The organism is Candidatus Pelagadaptatus aseana, from assembly GCF_040362265.1.
GTDB lineage: Bacteria > Pseudomonadota > Gammaproteobacteria > Pseudomonadales > Cellvibrionaceae > Pelagadaptatus > Pelagadaptatus aseana.
Genome location: NZ_BAABNJ010000007.1, coordinates 133,911 through 153,185 on the forward strand (window position 1 = coordinate 133,911; position 19,275 = coordinate 153,185).

Here is a 19,275-nt window from a genome sequence, read left to right on the forward strand (position 1 = left end):
AAAGGAAATGCCCAACCTTTGTATTTATAAATGCGCGACTATTCTAAGCTCTGAAAAGGCAAATAAGAAGGTATCAAACCGGCAAATACTGAAAATATTTCAAATCGCTCTCTTTTAAAAATTCTATCATCGCCCTATTCTGCCAAATAGCTACCCAAGGATCAGGCGCATCATGAGCAACAACATCAACCCCTTTAAAAGCTCCCTTCAGCAGCTGTATCCCACACCGATATTGAAGCACCAGTTCACCGATATGGATGAGACCAACCGCAATCTGCACCGTCTTTTTATCCAAAAAGAGAAAGAGCACCCGGATTGGCGCACCGGAAGCTCACAACGAAGCAATATTGGCGGCTGGCGCTCGAAAGAGGATTTGGCAGACTGGAACGACCCCGATATCAATCACCTGGTCAGCCGGGTGGGAGAGGCCATTGGCTTTCTCAATCAGCATCGGCCGATCAAAGACAGCCCAACCAGGCGCAACGTGGATATCTACGCCTGGGCCAACATCAATCGTCAGGGCCAATACAACTCCAGTCATATTCATCCCGGTTTTCACTGGGGCGCGGTCTATTACGTTTGTTGCGGTGATGACAATGACGACATCCCCAAAAGCGGCCAACTGGAATTTCAGGACCCTCGTCCGGGCGCTGCCGCCATGCCTGCTCCCGGTTATGAATTCGGCCATAAATTCACCGTCACGCCCAAGTCAGGTCTGCTGGTCGTATTTCCCGCCTGGCTCACGCACAGTGTCCACCCTTATCAGGGACAAGGTGAGCGAATATCCATCGCCTTCAATATTCGCCTGAAACCCTGACACTGCCACAACCTTATATGCCAGACACAAAAAACCCCGCTAAGGCGGGGTTTCTGTACGGTTAAATTAGCGCTTGGTCAGCTGACGTACTCAGGTCCGATGCCAACGCCCCAAATCATCACCGAGATAATACGTACGGTCACGGCCAGCACCAGCCCAACGGTTACAACAGAAGTGGCGTACATAAACGCCTGTTCTTTGTTGATGTTCATCAGGATTGGGATGCCTTCATAAACCAGATAAATTGAATAGGCTAACGCCAGTCCCATGGCAATCGCATTGAGCCACATGTCCGGGTACACCATAAAAATACCCGCAAGGAATGTTGGCGTGCTGACATAAACAGCCAGCGCGGTACCCTCGTAATGACGCTGTTCCGCCTCATCCTGCACACCGTAAGTTTTTGCCATCCAGTTTACAAATTCACCAAGAATATAAACCGAGGCCAGAAGAGCTACATAGGTTGCAGCGCACAAACTCATGGCGCTGTTAGTGGTCAACATGACCGGCTCACCGCCCCCAATAGTCCAACCCACCTGGGTTACACCATAGTAAGTAGCCAACACTGGGATCAAAGCCAGAAACGGCACGTGACTGATAAAAACCTGCATAAACGAATGGCGCTCATTTCGAATCGCTTTCCACTCACTGTCTGGATGAAGCATGATTCCGAGCGTGTGTTCCAAAATGGCCATATGTGACTCCTCATCAATGACTCTATTTATAGTTATTTTGGTTTCGAACCAACACAACTGAGTATTATTGAGATGGCAATAACGCACCAATACGTTTTAGTCATTATAAAAAAATGGTTAATTTTAAATCGCTATATAGCCCTCGCCTGATCCGGTTATTATCATAGACGGCTATACTTCACTGCTATTGCAGCCAGATCAAATCAACCAAGGACTCCAACATGGCACATACATTCCCCGATAACTCCCAAACAATTGGGAATACACCTTTGGTACGCTTGGGACGAATTTCCGATCACAATATCTTCGCCAAGCTGGAATCACGTAACCCCGCTGCTTCGGTTAAATGCCGAATTGGTGCCAATATGATCTGGGATGCCGAGAAACGCGGAACACTGAAAGCGGGCATGACAGTGGTAGAGCCCACCAGCGGCAACACCGGTATCGCCTTGGCCTTTGTCTGTGCTGCACGAGGCTACCGGCTGGTGCTCACCATGCCCAACACCATGAGCCTGGAGCGCCGCAAATTAATCAAAGCACTGGGAGCGGAACTGGAACTGACCCCGGGTGAACTCGGTATGAAAGGGGCCGTGGCAAAAGCGGAAGAAATCGTTGCCAGCGATCCGGACAACACCTTTATGCCCAGACAATTTGATAATCCGGCCAACCCGGAGATTCATGAAAAAACCACCGGCCCGGAAATATACAGAGACCTGGATGGCCAGATAGACATTCTGGTCGCCGGCGTGGGCACCGGTGGCACCATCAGTGGCATCGCCCGTTACCTGAAAAATGAAAAAGGCCTCAATACTGAAATTGTTGCCGTTGAACCGGAGGCGTCTCCAATCATCAGTCAGGCAATAAAGGGCGAAGACATTACTCCGGCTCCCCACAAAATTCAGGGCATTGGCGCCAACTTTATTCCCGGCAACCTTGATCTCAGTCTGGTGGACGCTGTTGAGCACGTATCCAATGAGGATGCGGTCGGCACCGCCAAGCGACTGATGAAAGAAGAAGGGATACTGGCGGGCATTTCCTGTGGTGCGGCACTGACTGCAGCCCTCAGGGTGTCACAAAAACCTGAAAACAAAGGCAAAAATATTGTAGTAATTCTGCCTGACTCAGGTGAACGTTACCTGTCCAGCATCATGTTTGCCGACGAGTTTACAGACAAGGAATTAAAACAGTAACCACACAGACAAACAGCCAAAAACAAAAAAGCCGCGACATATCTGTTGCGGCTTTTTTGTTTATTTTACCACCTTGAGGCTGGGCTTTTTGCCAGACCCCGGAACCGAGGAGCCGTCACCGTCTGAAGGTGCTGGTGGCTCAGGATTAATCTCCGGATCAAAAATCATACCCTGACCATTTTCTCTGGCATAGATACCCATCACGCCCTGACAGGGAATGTAGATATCCGTTGGCACGCCACCAAAACGAGCATTGAAATCAATGGCATCGTTACGAATAACCAGCCCCTGAACCGCAGAGGGTGCAATATTGAGAACAATCTGACCCTCTTCGTTGACAAACTCCTGCGGCACACTAACGCCTTCTATATGGGCATCAACGAGCAGATAAGGCGTGCACTTATTGTCCACAATCCACTCGTACAGCGCCCGAATCATATAGGGCCGGCTGGAGGTCATCGACATAAAATAATCCTCGGCATCAGTGCGACTTAGCGCATCTCTCTCTCAAGCTCGGTCATGCTCTCCTGGAAAGACTCACGGGCAAACAGGCGCTCCATGTAGTCATGCAGAGGCTTGGCCTGCTTGGTGTTGGGTATTTCAATACCCATGATATCCAGACGCCACAGAATTGGAGCGAGGCAGCAATCAACAATGGTGAACTCCTCACTCATAAAGTAAGGCAGCTCAGCAAAGATCGGGGCCACTGTCAGCAGGTTTTCTTTCAATTCTTTTTGGGCGGATTCGATAGCATCATCGTCCTGACCATTGAGAATGGTATCAACCAGCGGACTCCAGTCTTTTTCAATGCGGTGCATCCACAAACGGCTCTGGGCGCGCGCAACCGGATAAACAGGCAGCAGCGGTGGATGCGGGAAACGCTCGTCGAGGTACTCCATCATGACCTTGGTCTCATAGAGGGACAGATCGCGATCAACCAGAGTCGGCAGTGCGTTATACGGATTCAATTCCGCCAGCGCTTCAGGCTTGTTCTCTGGATCGACATCGATAATTTCAACCGACACACCCTTCTCAGCCAGCACAATACGTACACGATGGCTGTAATGGTCCTGTGCATCGGAAAAATATGTCATGGAAGAACGTTTAGCCACAACACCCATAGAATCACCTCAACTTAAAAAACACAAAAACAAACGGGCGGACTGCAAAAACAGCCCGCCCGAGACAACTATTGAATCGTTGGATTAGTGAATATCTCTCCAATACTCACGATTCAGCAGGTAAACGAATACAAACAGTACAACCAGGAACAGCAGCACGTAAACACCCAGGGTCTTACGCTCTTCTGCAACAGGTTCAGCTACGTATTCCAGAAAGTTAACCAGATCGTAGATGGCCTTGTCGAACTCTTCCTCAGACATGGTGCCTTTGACGTCGCCTACTTCCAGACTACCACATGGCGCCTCTGCAACAGCTTGGCCGGTTACAGGATCACGCACGATGCGACCCTTGCTATCCAGTACAGGACCAGGGGCACACTCAGGCAAACCCTGCAGCTCCATCATTACGTGAGGCATACCGACCTTGTCGAACACCTTGTTGTTCACACCGGTAGGACGCGTGTCATCAGCGTAAAAGTTACGCAGATAAGTATACAGCCACTCCGGGGAGCGAGAACGCGCCACCAGAGTCAGGTCTGGAGGAGTCGCACCAAACCAGGCTTTGGAAGCGGCCGGGTCCATTGCGATGGTCATCAGAGAACCAATTTTGGAATCATCAAACACCAGGTTCTGCAGAGCCAGCTCATGGGGAATACCCAGATCATCGGCTACACGCTCATAGCGGGAGAACTTTGCTGAGTGACAACCCATGCAATAGTTGGCAAACCACTTGGCACCACTTTGCAGGGATTCCTTGTCATTCAGGTCCGGAACCATTTCGTCACACTGGATAGCGCCACACTTGAAGGCGCCTTCCGCGCCTACAGCCTTAATAGGCACTACCGTCAACAGTACGAACAGGATAAAGCCACCGAACACCATAATGCCGGGCAGACCTTTGCTTTGCAGACGCTCTGGCTCTGGTTGACACTTCTCGCGCGCAGTCCAGAAAGGCATACCGATAAAGTAAGCAAAGTAAATCACAGTACAAACCTGAGACAGGATGGTACGGCCCGGAGTCGGAGACTTAACACCCAGATAGCCCAGAATCACGAAAGAGGCAGCGAAAACCAACAGTGCGATACGGCTGAAGTTGCCTTTGTAACGCATGGATTTAACCGGGCTCTTGTCCAGCCAAGGCAGTACAAACAGGATGGCAATTGCCGCACCCATGGCCACCAGACCCAGGAACTTGGAACTGAAAGGACCAATATCAAAGGTCACAGCACGCAGGATGGCGTAGAACGGAGTGAAGTACCAAACCGGCGCAATGTGCGGAGGAGTCTTCAGGCCATTGGCTTCTTCAAAGTTGGCATACTCCAGGAAGAAACCGCCCATCTCAGGCATAAAGAACAGAACAAAACAGAACACAAACAGGAAGACAGTTACGCCAACCAGATCGTGAACGGTGTAGAACGGGTGGAAAGGCACGCCGTCTTTAGGAATACCGTTCTCATCCTTGTTTTTCTTGATTTCAACACCGTCAGGGTTGTTTGAGCCCACTTCGTGCAGAGCCAGAATGTGCAGTACAACCAGACCCAACAGAACGATTGGCAGAGCCACAACGTGCAGTGAGAAGAAGCGGTTAAGGGTCGCACCGGAGATCAGGAAGTCACCACGCACCCACTGAACCAGGTCTTCACCTACAACCGGAATCGCACCAGCCAGAGATACAATCACCTGGGCACCCCAGTAGGACATCTGACCCCATGGCAATACATAACCAAGGAAGGCTTCAGCCATCAGGATCAGGTAAATGGTCATACCAAAGATCCACACCAGCTCGCGTGGCGCCTTGTAAGAGCCATACATCAAGCCGCGGAACATGTGCAGGTAGACCACCACAAAGAAGGCCGAGGCACCGGTGGAATGCATATAACGCAACAACCAGCCCCACTCCACATCACGCATGATGTATTCAACAGAAGCAAAAGCCTCTTCTGCAGAAGGGGTGTAGTTCATGGTCAGCCAGATACCAGTCAACAACTGATTGACCAGGACCAACATGGACAGCACACCAAAGAAATACCAGAAGTTGAAGTTCTTCGGCGCGTAGTATTTGCTCATATGGTCTTCAAACGCGCGAGTTACTGGCAGGCGCGCATCAACCCAGGCCATAAATGATTGGAATTTACTCATTGTCTCAAGCCTCCTGGTCCAAACCGATGGTGATCACGCTGTCTGACTCATAGCGGTGAGGCGGCACTTCCAGATTGATCGGAGCAGGTACGCCTTTCATTACGCGGCCAGCGAGATCGAATTTGGAACCGTGGCATGGGCAGAAGAAGCCACCCAACCAGCTGTCACCGCCGAGATCGGCAGCACCAACTTCCGGACGGTACATAGGCGCGCAACCCAGGTGAGTACACAGACCCAGCAACACCAGAAATTCTTCCTTGCCTTCGATACTACGGGCAATGCCCTTTACGTATTCAGGCTGCTGTGGCTCTACAGACTCAGGATCACGCAGCTGATCATTCAGCTTTTCCAGATTAGCCAGAATCTCGGGGGTACGACGAACCACATAAACGGGCTTACCGCGCCATTCAACAATGATCATCTGACCTGGCTCAATCTTGCTCAGATTGGCCTTAACCGGGGCACCAGCAGCTTTTGCCTTGGCACTCGGATTCCAGGACCCAATAAAAGGTACGGCAGCACCAACGGCACCTGCTGCACCCACAACGGAAGTTGCCGCGGTTAAAAACCGACGACGCCCCGTGTTCACTCCGTCACCACTCATGACGCATTTCTCCCATATCAGCCTCTATAAATGACTCAAGATAGCCATAAATTCAGCAACTTAGCTTCGAATTAAAATAAGCCCACAAAAAAGTGCGCACATATTAAAGAAGTTGGCTGTTTCTCTCAAGAGAAACCATGATTTCCATAGGGGGAAAATAATCAAAACGCCCCTGAAAATCATATTTTTGACTTGGCGGTCGCTATTGGCCGTGCGCCTCTCGCGACATACGACCACCATGGATGGCGGAAGTGCAAATATTGCAGGAGCACATATCTGCCATTACATCCCTGCAAATAAAAAAGCCCGGGATGGATAACCAACCCGGGCCAAGATGCATCGCTTTTGCGAAAAATAAATTAACGCTTGGAGAACTGTGGCTTCTTACGTGCTTTACGCAGACCCACTTTCTTACGCTCAACCTCACGGGCGTCACGGGTAACGTAACCCGCAGCACGCAGTGGCTGACGCAAGCTCTCATCGTACTCCATCAGAGCACGAGTCAGACCGTGACGAATCGCACCAGCCTGACCAAAGCTACCGCCGCCTTTAACGGTAACTTTAACGTCGAATTTGTCAGTCATTTCAACCAGCTCAAGAGGCTGACGCACGATCATGCGAGCCACTTCGCGGCCGAAATACTCGTCCAGAGACTTGTCATTTACAGTGATTTGACCGCTGCCTTGAGCGATAAATACACGAGCTGTAGAAGTTTTACGGCGTCCAGTACCGTAGTATTGTGTTGCAGCCATTTTTCAAAGCCCCCAGATTATATATTCAGTTCTTGCGGCTGTTGAGCAGTATGTGGGTGCTCGCTACCGGCGTAAACTTTCAGTTTTTTGAACATCGCACGACCCAGTGGACCTTTCGGCAACATGCCTTTAACGGCACTCTGGATGGTACGCTCTGGAGCTTTGTCGATCAGCTTCTCGAAGCTGATGGATTTCAGACCACCAGGATAGCCAGTGTGGCTGTGGTAGATCTTGTCTTTAGCCTTGTTACCAGTAACACGCACTTTCTCAGCGTTGATAACAACGATGTAATCACCGGTGTCAACGTGAGGGGTGTACTCAGGCTTGTGTTTGCCGCGCAGACGGGTAGCGATCTCTACAGCCATACGGCCCAGAGTCTTCCCTTCGGCGTCAATTACATACCAGTCGCGCTGAACGCTTTCTGGTTTGGCACTAATAGTCTTCATGTTGTATTTGCCTTTGCCTATTGGAGATACATATTTCCGCAGAAAAACGGAGCGCGAATTCTATAGAGCGGAGAACTTTATTACAAGGGCAAATTGAATAAAATTTAACCTTTAGCCTGCACTCAAGGCCTATGCGGCTGAGCCAAATAATCGTGACTCTGCATCTCCAGCAAACGACTGGTGGTACGCTCAAATTCAAAATTCAGCTTACCACCCGCGTAGATAGCCTCCAGAGGCATCTCTGCAGACACAATCAACTTTACGTTACGATCGTAAAACTCATCGACCATATTGATAAAACGACGGGCCTGATCATCGGTATCGCGCCCCAACTCCGGCACATTGGCCACCAGAACAGCATGGTACTCCCGCGCCAGCTCAATGTAGTCATTTTGTGAACGGGGGCCATCGCAAAGAGCCATAAAATCGAACCAGACCACATCCTCCGCCTCATAGCGGCTCATAATGGGGCGACCCTCGACTTCAATTTCGACGCCCGCTCGAATTTCTTCCTTATCCGGAACCAGACTTTCAAAACTCTTCAACAGGCTGGCATCAGCCACATCATCCAGCGGGTGGTGGTAGAGTTCAGCCTGCTCCAGAGCCCTTAAACGGTAATCAACCCCCCCGTCCACATTCACCACCAGCGTGTGCTTGTTCAGCAACTCAATCGCCGGCAGGAAGCGGGCACGCTGCAAACCGTCTTTATAGAGACCATCTGGAACAATATTGGAGGTCGCCACCAGAGACACACCACGGCCAAATAACTCCTGCATCAGAGTGCCAAGAATCATGGCGTCGGTGATGTCAGAGACAAAAAACTCATCAAAACAAATAACCCGGGCCTCATCCGCCAGACGATCGGCCACCTTCTGCAGCGGGTTCTTCTCGCCATCGAGCTCGCGCAACTCCTTGTGGACCCTGCGCATAAAGCGGTGAAAGTGGGCCCGCATTTTTTGCTTGAACGGCAGACTTTCATAGAAATTATCCATCAGGTAAGTCTTGCCGCGACCAACACCACCCCAGAAATAAAGCCCTTTCTCTAACTGACGCTGCTCTCCGGACACCGCGGTTTTGAGACGAGCCATCAGCCCCTTGGGTTGCCTTTCCCGTTCATAGGCTGTCACTAAGCGATCATAGAGGTCTTGCAACAGCTTAACAGCCTGCTCCTGGGCGGGATCATAGTTGAAATCGTCTCGCTGCAAATCGCGTTGATATCGCTCTATAGGGGTAGACATAGCAGTAAAGTTCCAGATTTTCGGGCGGCGCACACTCTAATCAGCCTTGCCAATTGACGCAAGTGCGACATTTGTCCAGTTGTCAGTCACAGTCTAATTGCAATAATGAAAGACTCCGCAATAGCGACTATGTTATAACAGCCATTCCCGTATTTTATTCCTGTAGTGAATAAAATACGCTTACGATATAGATAGAGGTTTATCCGTGTTTTCACTCAGTGCTCTTATTCTTACCGCCCTTGTAGCAGTCATAGCCGGAGCCTTGATTGGCGCCCTGCTCACCAAAACCCTGCATCCACAGCAGCAACAGAATCGCGTCACTGAAAAGCGCCTGCAGGAAACGGAAGACAAGCTACTGAGCTATCAACAGGAAGTCTCTGAACACTTTGCCGAAACCTCGCGTCTCGTCAACAGCCTCACTCAGAGCTATAAAGATGTATACGAGCATCTAGCCGACAGCGCCCTGAAGCTTTCCAACCCGGATCTGAGCCGCCAGCTGATCGATGCCGGTGACGGCAAACTCAGTGCCCCAACCCGCTCAGCCACACCGGCCCAAGCCGAGGAAGCAGTAACCGAACCACCGCGTGACTGGGCCCCAAAAAACCCGGGCGATAAAGGTCAGCTGAGCGAAGACTTTGGTATGGAAACCCCACCCGAAGAAACAGCCGAAATAAAAATCGTATCCTGATTAAGTTCGAACCCAGAGGCCAATGACCGTCAAGAAGCTGATTGATTTTCTCGGCTGGCCCGTAGTGGTCGGATTGCTGCTGGGCGTCAGCGTGGCACTCTGGCTGCAGCTGGAACAAAAGCGCGAACTCAACGCACACTCAGACGGCATGCACTATGCCTCGCTATCGCCCAGCAATGGCAACTGGTCTGGCCCCGTATCCTACTCGGAAGCTGTCAATATCGCCGCTCCAGCGGTAGTCAATATTTACACCCGCAAACGGTCACAACAACGCCGCCATCCTCTGCTGGACGACCCCCTGTTCAGGCATTTTTTCAACAACTCTGACCTGCCCCAACAGGAGCGAATGCAGTCCGCACTGGGAACCGGCGTTATCCTCAGTCGCGACGGTTACATAGTCACCAACAACCACGTCATCGAAGGCGCAGAAGAAATTCTGGCCCTCACCTACGATGGCCGCGAAGCCAGAGCCACCAAGATAGGCAGTGACAGTGAAAGCGATCTGGCTGTCCTCAAGATTGAACTGGACAACATAACCCCCATCAAAGTTGGCAATCCGGACAGCGCCAGAGTTGGCGACGTAGTATTGGCGATTGGCAACCCGTTTGGCGTAGGCCAGACAGTCACCCAGGGCATTGTCAGCGCCACCGGGCGCTACGGTCTGGGCATCAACACCTACGAAAACTTTATTCAAACCGATGCCGCCATCAACCCCGGCAACTCTGGCGGGGCACTGATCGACGCCCACGGCAATCTGCTGGGGATCAACACAGCCATTCTTGATAAAACCGGCTTCTCAGTGGGAATTGGCTTTGCCATTCCGGCCGACATTGCGGTGTCGGCCATGCAGGACCTGATCAAATACGGCAAGGTGGTTCGAGGCTGGCTTGGCGTAGAAGCCCAGCAGATCACGCCGGAGCTGGCACAGTCTTTCCGCCTCGACTCAACCGATGGCGTCATCATTACGGCGATTTACAATAACGGTCCCGCCCATCAGGCCGGAATTCGACCGGGTGATATCATCATCAAACTGAATGATTTGATGGTGAAAAACGGCCTGCTGAGCATGAATAAGATTGCCCGGGGACGCCCCGGAGACAAGGTCGATGTCATTTTTCTCCGAAAAGGTGAGCAGCACAACACCACCGCCACCCTGGGAATCAAGCCAGACCTGCAGGATACCGCCCGCTGACACAGTTCCAGCGCCAGAATGCACTGGCCCCTCCCAACACCTTATTGCTTGATCCGGTACTCTGCAGAGCGCGCATGCGCCTCAAGAGATTCGCCTCGCGCCAGCACGGAAGCCACCTTGCCCATCTCTGAAGCCCCCTCTTGCGAAAAGGCAATGATGGAGCTGCGCTTCTGAAAGTCGTAAACACCCAGCGGGGACGAGAAACGGGCCGTACCGGAAGTCGGCAGGACATGATTGGGGCCAGCACAATAATCGCCCAGAGCCTCAGCGGTGTAGCGGCCCATAAAAATGGCTCCCGCATGGCGGATTTTCGGCAAAATGGCTTCGGCATCCGCTACAGACAACTCAAGGTGCTCCGGGGCAATAAGATTCACCACTTCGGCTGCCTGATCGAGATCATCCACCAGAATAAAAGCCCCGCGATCGCTCAGTGACTGACGTGCAATGGGCTCGCGAGCAAGAGTTGGTAGAAGCCGATTGATGCTGGCCTCCACCTGGTCCAGATAATGTTTGTCGGTTGCAATAAGAATGGACTGCGCTTGTTCGTCGTGCTCGGCCTGAGAAAACAGGTCCATGGCAATCCAGTCTGGATCGGTTTTGCCATCGCACACCACCAGAATTTCTGATGGACCGGCAATCATATCGATGGCCACCACACCAAATACGGCCCGCTTGGCCGTAGCCACAAAGATATTGCCCGGACCAACAATCTTATCCACCTTGGGAACCGTCTCAGTACCATAGGCCAGAGCCGCCACAGCCTGAGCACCACCAACGGTGATCACTGTATCCACTTCGGCAATGGCCGCGGCAGCCAGCACCATATCGCTCAATTCACCATCGGGCGAGGGCACCACCATCACCACTTCAGCAACACCCGCAACCTTGGCCGGAATCGCATTCATCAGCACCGATGACGGATAGGAGGCTTTGCCACCGGGAACATACAAGCCCACGCGATCCATAGCCGTGACTTGCTGTCCCAGAACCGTGCCATCCGCTTCCCGGTACTGCCAGGAATCCTGACGCTGATGCTCGTGATAACTGCGAACCCGATCCGCAGCCACCTGCAGTGCCTGTCTCTGCTCCTCGGGAATATCCTTCAGAGCCTGCAGCAAACGCTCTTTGGGAACCACCAGCTCCGCCGCGGAAGCCACTTGCAGCCTATCAAATCGGGCCGTGTACTCCAGCAGGGCTTTATCACCCTCGACCCGCACTCGATCCAGCACTTCCCGGACGGTAGCCGCTACGGCATCATCCGAGACCGATTCCCACGCCAGTAATTGTTTTAATTCACTGTCGAATTCGGAACTGCCCGCCTGCAGACGGCGCATTGCTATGGCGTCACTCATGGTAAATCTGATTTCCCGATAAAAATGGCTTATACCTGCACGGCAGCCTGAATTGCATCAACAATGGCCTGAATCTGCTGGTGCTTGGTCTTCATGGAGGCCTTATTAACGATCAATCTGGAACTGATATCCGCTATATGGTCTCGCGGCTCCAGACCATTGGCCTTGAGGGTATTGCCGGTATCCACGATATCGACAATCTCGTCACACAAATCCATCAAAGGCGCCAGCTCCATACCGCCGTACAGCTTGATCAAATCCGCCTGGCGCCCCTGCGCCGCGTAGTAGCGCTTGGCGACATTGACGTACTTGGTAGCCACCTTAATGCGCCCTTCAGGTAATTTTTGGCCTTTTATGCCAGCCGTCATCAAACGACAGCGGGCAATATTCAGGTCCACCGGCTCGTAGAGGCCATCGGTGCCATTCTCCATCAGGATATCCTTACCGGAGATCCCCAGATCGGCGGAACCAAACTGGACGTAGGTGGTGACATCCACGCCGCGCAACACAACCAAACGCACATTGTCGTGATTGGTGGGAAAAATCAGCTTGCGGCTGGTGCTGATGTCTTCCAGCGGCTCGATACCGGCCGCAGCCAGCAGCGGCAAGGTTTCCTTGAGGATGCGCCCCTTGGTCAGGGCAATGGTCAATTGGTTTGACATAAATAAAAGTCCACTCAGCCTGCAGTTCTGCGGATGCGGGCACCCAACAACTGCAGCTTTTCCTCAATACACTCGTAACCACGATCAATGTGGTAAATGCGATCCACAATGGTTTCACCCTCTGCCACCATGCCGGCAATAACCAGACTGGCCGAGGCTCGCAGATCCGACGCCATCACCGGCGCTCCTTTGAGCTGGTCAACACCCGTCACAATGGCGGTATTACCCTCAAGCTTGATGTCAGCCCCCATGCGATTGAGCTCGTGAATCTGGATCAGACGATTCTCGAAGATGGTTTCAATCACGGTACCCGTACCCTCGGCCACCGCATTCATTGCAGTAAACTGGGCCTGCATATCGGTTGGAAACGCCGGATAAGGGGCCGTTTTCAGGTTTACCGCTTTGGGGCGATTGCCTTTCATATCCAACTCAATCCAGTCTTTGCCGGTACTGATGTGACCTCCGGCCTCTTCCAGCTTAAGCAACACCGACTCAAGAATATGTTCAGTGGTATTTTTAACTTTGACGCGACCGCGGGCCGCAGCGGCAGCCACCAGAAAAGTGCCAGTTTCAATCCGGTCCGCCATCACGTTGTAACGACAACCCGACAAGCGCTCCACCCCGTGGATGGTCAGGGTATCGGAGCCGATACCTTTGATATCGGCGCCCATCGCTACCAGACAATTGGCCAAATCCACCACCTCCGGCTCACGCGCGGCGTTTTCCAGGATGGTCTTGCCCTCGGCCAGCACCGCCGCCATCAACAGGTTCTCTGTACCGCCAACCGTGACCGTATCCATAAAGATATGCGCACCTTTGAGGCGACCGTCAGAACGAGCACGGATATAGCCTTCATCGATCTCGATCGTGGCACCCATGGCCTCGAGACCACGCAAATGGATATCCACAGGACGACTGCCGATGGCACAGCCGCCGGGAAAGGACACATTGGCCTCACCAAAGCGCGCCAACATCGGGCCCAGTACCAGAATCGAAGCCCGCATGGTCTTCACCAGATCATAGGGGGCCGTAAACTCTTTAATCGAGGAGGTATCAATCTCAGCCGCCATCTTTTCATCGATGGTCAAGCCAACCCCCATGCAACGCAGCAGCGCCAGCATGGTGGTAATGTCATTCAAATGCGGCAGATTGCCCACATGCATGGGGGTTTCTGCCAGCAAGGTTGCAGCCAGAATCGGCAAGCCGGAATTTTTCGATCCGGAAATCCAGATCTCACCATCAATCGGATGGCCGCCGTTAATAATCAATTTATCCATAGAGGAATCCTGAAATAGGGTCAGCGCAGATCAAGACTGAGCTTTTTGCTCTGGGGTGTAGGTCTTCATATTGACCGCATGAATGGTGCCATCGGCGATTTGATCGCTGAGGGCGCCGTAGACCAGCTGCTGTTTCTTCACCGGCGTAAGACCGGCAAACGCGGGACTCACCACCTCTACATTGACGTGACTGCCATCAATAGCAACGGTCACCTCAGCACTCTCAATGGCACTTTCCAACAAGGCTTTAATTTGTTCCGCTTGCATGTTTTTTATCCCTTAAAAAAATCAGGCGCGCATTCTAAAGAAAAAGCCTTCAAAGCGCATCAATTGATCCACACCATTGATCAGCTTTGCGCTGACCAATCCGTAATGACCTGCTCCAGATCACCTGCCTCCTGCATGGCCTGAGCAAACTGCGAACGGAACGTCTGTCCCAGATTCACACCATTAATAACCACATTCAGCAACTTCCACTCGTTGGTCTTCTTACTTTTACCCATGGTATAGGAGACGATATTCTCACCGTCGGCGGTGTAAACCTTCTGCACCACACTGACACGCTTCTGCCCGGCGATGTCGCCCTCCGGCGGCAACACCTCGATACGCTCTTCACCAAAAGCCGCCATACCCTTGGCATAGGTATTGATCAGATCACTCTGAAACGCCTCGGTAAAACGCTGACGCTGCTCAGGGGTGGCCTGCTTGGCATAGCGCCCCATCACCCCTCTGGCGATGTAATCAAAGGCAATCACCGGCGACAGCACCTCACTGACAGCCTGATAAAACACCTCTGGCTGCTCATCGGGCAACGCCTTCTTGTCCTGCACGACCTGCAACACATCCGCGGTCACACCCTCAACCACTTGATGTGGAGTTTGCTCTGCGCGAGCCGCCACACTGACCAACAAACTTAAGACAACCACCGACAACCAGCGCACTGCTGGGGATAACTGCAAAATTTTCATTCCTTGATACTCTCTATTCTTACTATTCTTACTATTCTTACCGGGTTACAACACGGATTACCGCGTCAGCTATTTTCAGCTATTTACTGACAACCAAGACTTTCCAATATACCATTTGCGCCTGCCGTTGAGCAGCCTTCAGCAAATTATTCTCTAAGTATTATTTAAGGACACCCCATGCCCGATTTCTGGCTCGCCTGCATCGCCATTCTGGCCGGTTTTATTGGCCTGATCTGGAGCGCCGACCGCTTTGTCGGAGGCAGCGCCGCCATTGCCAACAATCTGGGCGTCAGCCGCCTGATTATCGGCCTGACCATTGTTTCACTGGGTACCTCGGCACCCGAGATCGTGGTCTCCATCAGTTCAGCCCTCAAAGGCGCCGGAGAACTGGCAGTGGGCAATGCACTGGGCTCCAATCTGGCCAATATCGGTTTGGTATTGGCGATTACCGCTCTGATCGCGCCCATGCCGATCCAGAAACACCTGATCAATCAGGAAATCCCGATCCTGCTGCTGGTAACAGCCATTGCCGGCATTACCCTCTACGATGCCCACCTGTCATTTTGGGAGGGCGTCCTGCTGGCAGGCAGCCTGATACCCCTCCTGAGCCTGATGATCTGGACCAAGAAGAAACACCCCTCCCCGGAGGAGGAGGACTCGGAAATACCCGACGACTCCATGACCAAGGCCATTTTCTGGTTCGTCATCGGTCTGGGCGCCCTGATCGCCAGCTCAGAGATGCTGGTTTGGGGGGCGCGTACGGTCGCTGAAGCCTTCGGGGTCAGCCCCTTGATTATCGGCCTGACCGTTATCGCCATCGGCACCAGCCTGCCGGAGCTGGCAGCCTCCATAATGAGCGCACTCAAAGGCCATCACGACATGGCCATTGGCAACATCATTGGCTCCAACATTTTTAATATTCTGGCAGTAATGGCCGTACCAGGTCTGGTCAGCCCACTGACCATGGATGCCAGTGTCTTTTCCAGGGATTTTATTGCCATGGCTGCGGTCACACTGCTGTTGTGTCTTGCCATCATCGCCGACTACGCCTTCGGCAATCGCGGCGACAAAGGCACTGGACACGCCCGCCTCGGCCGCAGAATAGGCTGTCTGCTGCTGGCGAGCTATATTGCCTATTACTACCTGCTGTTCAAATGAGTCCAGCTCACTACAGCAACCCGGATCAACACAGAGAAGTAAAATGACTCTAAGCGACAACCACCAGCTGATGCTGACTGCAGGCAAGCGCACCATCGACATTGAAACCAAGGCCGTGGCCGCCCTGGAAGCAAGAATTGACCAACACTTTATCAAGGCCTGCGACCTGATTCTGACCTGCAAGGGGCGCGTTATTGTCACCGGCATGGGAAAATCCGGCCATATTGGCAATAAAATCGCCGCCACTCTGGCCAGTACCGGCACACCGGCTTTCTTTGTTCACCCCGGTGAAGCCAGCCACGGCGATCTGGGCATGATCACTCGCCAGGACGTGGTCATCGCCATTTCCAACTCCGGATCTTCCGCCGAAGTGGTCACCCTGCTGCCGCTACTCAAGCGCATGAACATCCCCATGATCAGCATGACCGGCAACCCGGACTCCCCTCTGGCCGAAGCGGCGGCAGTCAATCTTGATATCAGCATCGAGTCGGAGGCCTGCCCACTGGATTTGGCCCCCACGTCCAGCACCACCGTCACTCTCGTCATGGGTGACGCCCTTGCCGTTGCCCTGCTGGAAGCCAAAGGTTTTACCGCTGAAGACTTTGCGTTTTCCCATCCGGGCGGCGCACTGGGGCGAAAACTGCTGTTAAAAGTCGAAGACATCATGCACGGCGACAATGAAGTGCCGCGGGTTAAAAAAGAATCCCCCATTTCTCAGGCCCTGCTGGAAATGACCGAAAAAGGTTTTGGCATGACCACCGTGGTTGACGACAACAACCAGCTTATCGGGGTCTTCACCGATGGCGACCTGCGCCGCTGCGTGGATCAGGGCCAAGATATTGGCAGCGCCACCATTGGCGACGTCATGTCGACCAAACCCAAAACCATTCACCGCGACATTCTCGCCGCTGAAGCACTGGGGCAAATGGAAAACGGCAAAATAACCGCCCTGATTGTCGAAGACGATGAACACCACCCCATCGGCGTCCTGCACATGCACGACATTCTCCGCGCAGGCGTCATTTAACAGCGGTGGCATCTCGGGCAATGAATAAGAACTGGATATCACTGATCATCATCAGCGGCCTGACACTGGCGCTGATTTTTTTCTGGGACTCCTCCCCCGAAGACATTCTGGGCGGACTGCTCAGCGACCAATCCCAGCAGAGCAAACGCAGCTCACGTGCCGACTACCCCACGGTGATTGTCGACAACCACCACAGCCAGCATTTTGGCGACAACGGCCAACTCAACCACCAGTTCGAGGCCGATGAAGTGCGCCATTTTCAGGTAAAGCGCAAAGGCCCCAGCCAACGGGACTTTACCGAGGCCAGCAGCCCCAGACTGATCCTGTTCCGCGAGGACGGCCCACCCTGGCACATCACGGCCAACAACGGTCGCTCCCAGAAAAACAACAGCGTTATTACTCTCACCAACAACGTTGTCGCCTGGAGCATTGACCCCGACACTGGCGCCAGATCGGAGCTGACCACATCGAAACTGGTGGTAAAGCCCGATCAGCATTACGCCGAGTCCGACAAACCTGTTAAGATCACCACCCCTGAATCGACAACCACCGCCACCGGCATGCAGGCGTTTCTAAAACAAGACAAAATCAAACTTCTGTCACAGGTACGAGGATTATATGAATCACCTTAGGCCTATTCTGCCTCTTATACTGAGCCTTATCGCAACCGTCGCAGCCATGCCCACCCTGGCCCTGCCGAGCGATCGCGAACAGCCGATTCACATCACATCCGATCAGGCCGAGCGTAACGAAAACAAAGGCATCACCACCTATCAGGGCGATGTTGTGATGACTCAGGGAACCCTGAAAATCCTGGCCGACAAGGTAGTCATCCACACAATCGACAATCAGGTTAGCGAGATAGTGGCCACCGGCAAACCGGCCCACTTCCATCAAAAACCGGCCGTGGACAAGCAAATGGTCAAGGCATCCGGCAGCACCATCGAGTACAAACTTGAAAACGAAATGCTGCACCTGATCAACAACGCCAAACTGATTCAGGACGATGGCACCACCATGACAGGCGACCGCATCAATTACGACATGAAAACCTCAGTCGTAAAAGCCGCAGGCAAGACCAGCAACAGCCGCCCGAAACGAATTCACATGGTGATCCCCCCTAAATCGGAACGCCAAAAGGCAACTGGAGAGTAACCCATGCCAACACTGCGCGCTTTGAATCTGGCGAAAAGCTATAAGGGACGTCAGGTAGTTATCGATGTCTCACTGGAAGTCAGCAGCGGCCAGATTGTTGGCTTACTGGGCCCCAACGGCGCCGGCAAAACTACCTGTTTTTACATGATTGCCGGCCTGGTAGCGGCCGATAACGGCGAAGTCAGAATTGACGATCAGGACATTACCCGTCTGCCCATGCATGGCCGCGCCCGGGCCGGTATCGGCTATCTGCCTCAGGAAGCCTCGGTATTTCGCAAACTGACCGTTTCGGAAAATCTGCTGGGCATTCTTGAAACCCGCAAAGACCTGAACCGTCAGCAACGTATGGACAAGCTCGATAACCTGCTGCGCGAGTTCCACATTACCCACATCCACAACAGCCTTGGCATGGCCCTGTCCGGTGGTGAAAGGCGCCGGGTGGAAATTGCCAGAGCCCTGGCAACAGACCCGGATTTTATCCTGCTCGACGAGCCCTTTGCCGGAGTCGACCCCATATCCGTGAGTGATATCAAGCAGATTATCCAGCACCTCAAAGACCGGGGCATTGGCGTTCTGATTACCGATCACAACGTGCGTGAAACTCTCGACATCTGCGAAAACGCCTATATTGTCAGCGAGGGTCACATCATTGCCGAGGGCAACGCCGACGTTATTATGAATCACGGCAAAGTGAAGGAAGTTTATCTGGGCGAGCAATTTCGTCTATAACCCGAACACTCCAGCACACCCTTTAACCAAAAGCTGCAGTTTTCTTTTATGTCAAGAGGACTGCG

At 52.7% G+C, this 19,275-nt stretch carries 22 protein-coding genes; 9 read left to right on the forward strand and 13 right to left on the reverse strand.

The genetic code is table 11. The annotated features are described in order from the left end of the window. Window positions 1-172 precede the first annotated feature (172 nt). Window positions 173-817 (forward strand): 2OG-Fe(II) oxygenase family protein, encoded by a 645-nt coding sequence (locus ACPXV9_RS11995; RefSeq protein WP_423897359.1) that lies wholly within the window; start codon window positions 173-175, stop codon window positions 815-817. A 77-nt stretch (window positions 818-894) separates the two neighbouring features. On the opposite strand, the gene ACPXV9_RS12000 is transcribed toward ACPXV9_RS11995, so the two are convergent. Then, a complete protein-coding gene (locus tag ACPXV9_RS12000) occupies window positions 895-1,512 on the reverse strand; it encodes a Yip1 family protein (RefSeq protein WP_423897361.1) in 618 nt (205 codons plus the stop codon). A gap of 221 nt (window positions 1,513-1,733) precedes the next feature. On the opposite strand from ACPXV9_RS12000, the gene cysK reads away from it, so the two are divergent. Next, a complete protein-coding gene (gene cysK / locus ACPXV9_RS12005; RefSeq protein ID WP_423897363.1) occupies window positions 1,734-2,702 on the forward strand; it encodes a cysteine synthase A in 969 nt (322 codons plus the stop codon). 60 nt (window positions 2,703-2,762) lie between these two features. Here cysK and ACPXV9_RS12010 read toward each other — a convergent pair whose 3' ends face one another. From ACPXV9_RS12010 to zapE, 7 genes are all read right to left on the reverse strand, one after another. Next, a complete protein-coding gene (locus ACPXV9_RS12010) occupies window positions 2,763-3,167 on the reverse strand; it encodes a ClpXP protease specificity-enhancing factor (RefSeq protein WP_423897366.1) in 405 nt (134 codons plus the stop codon). Between the two features lie 26 nt (window positions 3,168-3,193). Next, window positions 3,194-3,823 (reverse strand): stringent starvation protein SspA, encoded by a 630-nt coding sequence (sspA, locus tag ACPXV9_RS12015; protein WP_423897369.1) that lies wholly within the window; start codon window positions 3,821-3,823, stop codon window positions 3,194-3,196. An 84-nt stretch (window positions 3,824-3,907) separates the two neighbouring features. After that, complete coding sequence (locus ACPXV9_RS12020; RefSeq protein ID WP_423897372.1) at window positions 3,908-5,962, reverse strand: ubiquinol-cytochrome c reductase; 2,055 nt, start codon at window positions 5,960-5,962, stop codon at window positions 3,908-3,910. Between the two features lie 4 nt (window positions 5,963-5,966). Continuing rightward, the gene (gene petA, locus ACPXV9_RS12025) at window positions 5,967-6,566 is read right to left on the reverse strand and encodes a ubiquinol-cytochrome c reductase iron-sulfur subunit (RefSeq protein WP_423897374.1); all 600 of its coding nucleotides are present in this window, start codon (window positions 6,564-6,566) and stop codon (window positions 5,967-5,969) included. A gap of 359 nt (window positions 6,567-6,925) precedes the next feature. After that, the gene (rpsI, locus tag ACPXV9_RS12030) at window positions 6,926-7,318 is read right to left on the reverse strand and encodes a 30S ribosomal protein S9 (protein ID WP_423897375.1); all 393 of its coding nucleotides are present in this window, start codon (window positions 7,316-7,318) and stop codon (window positions 6,926-6,928) included. A 17-nt stretch (window positions 7,319-7,335) separates the two neighbouring features. Then, entirely contained in the window at window positions 7,336-7,764 is a 429-nt protein-coding gene (gene rplM, locus ACPXV9_RS12035) for a 50S ribosomal protein L13 (RefSeq protein WP_423897377.1), read from the reverse strand. A gap of 122 nt (window positions 7,765-7,886) precedes the next feature. Further along, on the reverse strand, window positions 7,887-9,002 hold the full coding sequence (gene zapE, locus ACPXV9_RS12040; RefSeq protein ID WP_423897379.1) for a cell division protein ZapE: 1,116 nt from the start codon (window positions 9,000-9,002) through the stop codon (window positions 7,887-7,889). Window positions 9,003-9,207: 205 nt separating this feature from the next. On the opposite strand from zapE, the gene ACPXV9_RS12045 reads away from it, so the two are divergent. Together ACPXV9_RS12045 and ACPXV9_RS12050 are read left to right on the forward strand one after the other, a co-directional pair. Then, window positions 9,208-9,690 carry a YhcB family protein gene (locus ACPXV9_RS12045; RefSeq protein ID WP_423897380.1) on the forward strand — a complete coding sequence of 161 codons (483 nt, stop codon included), beginning with the start codon at window positions 9,208-9,210 and terminating at the stop codon, window positions 9,688-9,690. A 22-nt stretch (window positions 9,691-9,712) separates the two neighbouring features. After that, complete coding sequence (locus tag ACPXV9_RS12050; RefSeq protein ID WP_423897383.1) at window positions 9,713-10,882, forward strand: trypsin-like peptidase domain-containing protein; 1,170 nt, start codon at window positions 9,713-9,715, stop codon at window positions 10,880-10,882. A gap of 41 nt (window positions 10,883-10,923) precedes the next feature. Here ACPXV9_RS12050 and hisD read toward each other — a convergent pair whose 3' ends face one another. From hisD to ACPXV9_RS12075, 5 genes are all read right to left on the reverse strand, one after another. Beyond that, window positions 10,924-12,234: a histidinol dehydrogenase gene (gene hisD, locus ACPXV9_RS12055; RefSeq protein WP_423897386.1), complete on the reverse strand. Its 1,311-nt coding sequence runs from the start codon at window positions 12,232-12,234 to the stop codon at window positions 10,924-10,926. A gap of 29 nt (window positions 12,235-12,263) precedes the next feature. Beyond that, a complete protein-coding gene (hisG, locus tag ACPXV9_RS12060) occupies window positions 12,264-12,896 on the reverse strand; it encodes an ATP phosphoribosyltransferase (protein ID WP_423897389.1) in 633 nt (210 codons plus the stop codon). A 14-nt stretch (window positions 12,897-12,910) separates the two neighbouring features. Continuing rightward, entirely contained in the window at window positions 12,911-14,173 is a 1,263-nt protein-coding gene (murA, locus tag ACPXV9_RS12065; RefSeq protein ID WP_423897391.1) for a UDP-N-acetylglucosamine 1-carboxyvinyltransferase, read from the reverse strand. A 30-nt stretch (window positions 14,174-14,203) separates the two neighbouring features. Then, entirely contained in the window at window positions 14,204-14,440 is a 237-nt protein-coding gene (locus ACPXV9_RS12070; protein ID WP_423897394.1) for a BolA family protein, read from the reverse strand. A gap of 80 nt (window positions 14,441-14,520) precedes the next feature. Next, entirely contained in the window at window positions 14,521-15,132 is a 612-nt protein-coding gene (locus tag ACPXV9_RS12075; RefSeq protein ID WP_423897395.1) for an MlaC/ttg2D family ABC transporter substrate-binding protein, read from the reverse strand. 186 nt (window positions 15,133-15,318) lie between these two features. On the opposite strand from ACPXV9_RS12075, the gene ACPXV9_RS12080 reads away from it, so the two are divergent. The 5 genes from ACPXV9_RS12080 to lptB are packed head-to-tail and all read left to right on the forward strand — an operon-like array spanning window position 15,319 to window position 19,210. Further along, complete coding sequence (locus ACPXV9_RS12080) at window positions 15,319-16,299, forward strand: calcium/sodium antiporter (protein ID WP_423897398.1); 981 nt, start codon at window positions 15,319-15,321, stop codon at window positions 16,297-16,299. 43 nt (window positions 16,300-16,342) lie between these two features. Continuing rightward, the gene (locus tag ACPXV9_RS12085; protein WP_423897400.1) at window positions 16,343-17,326 is read left to right on the forward strand and encodes a KpsF/GutQ family sugar-phosphate isomerase; all 984 of its coding nucleotides are present in this window, start codon (window positions 16,343-16,345) and stop codon (window positions 17,324-17,326) included. Window positions 17,327-17,346: 20 nt separating this feature from the next. Next, window positions 17,347-17,958 carry an LPS export ABC transporter periplasmic protein LptC gene (gene lptC / locus ACPXV9_RS12090; RefSeq protein WP_423897402.1) on the forward strand — a complete coding sequence of 204 codons (612 nt, stop codon included), beginning with the start codon at window positions 17,347-17,349 and terminating at the stop codon, window positions 17,956-17,958. Window positions 17,959-18,004: 46 nt separating this feature from the next. Next, the gene (gene lptA / locus ACPXV9_RS12095; protein ID WP_423897405.1) at window positions 18,005-18,481 is read left to right on the forward strand and encodes a lipopolysaccharide transport periplasmic protein LptA; all 477 of its coding nucleotides are present in this window, start codon (window positions 18,005-18,007) and stop codon (window positions 18,479-18,481) included. Window positions 18,482-18,484: 3 nt separating this feature from the next. After that, a complete protein-coding gene (gene lptB, locus ACPXV9_RS12100) occupies window positions 18,485-19,210 on the forward strand; it encodes an LPS export ABC transporter ATP-binding protein (RefSeq protein WP_423897408.1) in 726 nt (241 codons plus the stop codon). The last annotated feature ends 65 nt before the right edge of the window (window positions 19,211-19,275 follow it).